1 protein-coding gene is annotated in these 419 nt (G+C 60.6%); it reads left to right on the top strand.

The genetic code is table 11. The features are described 5' to 3' along the window. The coding region (locus I6F37_RS41690; RefSeq protein WP_276573828.1) for a helicase-related protein at window positions 1-419 on the top strand (419 nt) is incomplete at both ends.

The raw sequence follows: 419 nt of genomic DNA on the forward strand, positions 1-419 counted from the left end.
ATTCTACGTGGTGCCGCGCATCGACGATCTCGCCGAAGTGAAGAACTTCCTCGACAAGCATGTGCCGGAGATGAAGGTCGCCGTAGCCCATGGCCAGATGGCGCCGACCATCATCGAGGACATCATGTCGGCCTTCTATGACGGCAAATACGACATCCTGCTGTCGACCACCATCGTGGAGTCCGGGTTGGACATTCCGAATGCCAATACGCTGATCATCCATCGCGCAGACATGTTCGGTCTGGCGCAGCTCTATCAGTTGCGCGGCCGCGTCGGTCGTTCGAAGCTGCGCGCCTATGCGCTGTTCACGTTGCCCGCGCAGGCCAAGATCACCGCACAGGCGGAGCGCCGCCTGAAGGTGCTGCAGTCGCTGGAAAACCTCGGCGCGGGCTTTCAGCTCGCGTCGCACGATCTGGATA

Source organism: Bradyrhizobium sp. NBAIM08 (assembly GCF_020193935.1).
Taxonomy (GTDB): domain Bacteria; phylum Pseudomonadota; class Alphaproteobacteria; order Rhizobiales; family Xanthobacteraceae; genus Bradyrhizobium; species Bradyrhizobium yuanmingense.